The 243-nt window shown below is 42.8% G+C and carries 1 pseudogene; it reads right to left on the bottom strand.

The features are described 5' to 3' along the window. Positions 1 to 243: pseudogene (locus AAEY57_RS20860) on the bottom strand (2,4-dienoyl-CoA reductase); the annotation flags it as partial.

Below are 243 nucleotides of genomic sequence, written 5' to 3'. Positions count from 1 at the left end.
CCCATATTAAGTGCAACACTTGACGCTGATAGAGCCTTTCCACCCATTTTTTTAAATACTTGCCTACCAGGGTGATTAATTTGCATCACCACTTTGCAATTATTTTGCTTTGATAAACGAGCAAGCTCTGCAAAGGCAGTAATATCGGTACTTTGCTCAAGCACTAGGCCACCTGGGCCTGTCATCGCTAAATGATCAACCATTACATTGCCAGTAATAATTAGCCCTGTACCGCCTTTAGCC

The organism is Pseudoalteromonas sp. MER144-MNA-CIBAN-0113 (genome assembly GCF_040308965.1).
Classification (GTDB): Bacteria; Pseudomonadota; Gammaproteobacteria; order Enterobacterales; family Alteromonadaceae; genus Pseudoalteromonas; species Pseudoalteromonas tetraodonis.
The sequence above is the reverse complement of the archived record's forward strand: the minus strand, read 5'-3'. Positions and strand labels throughout refer to the sequence as shown.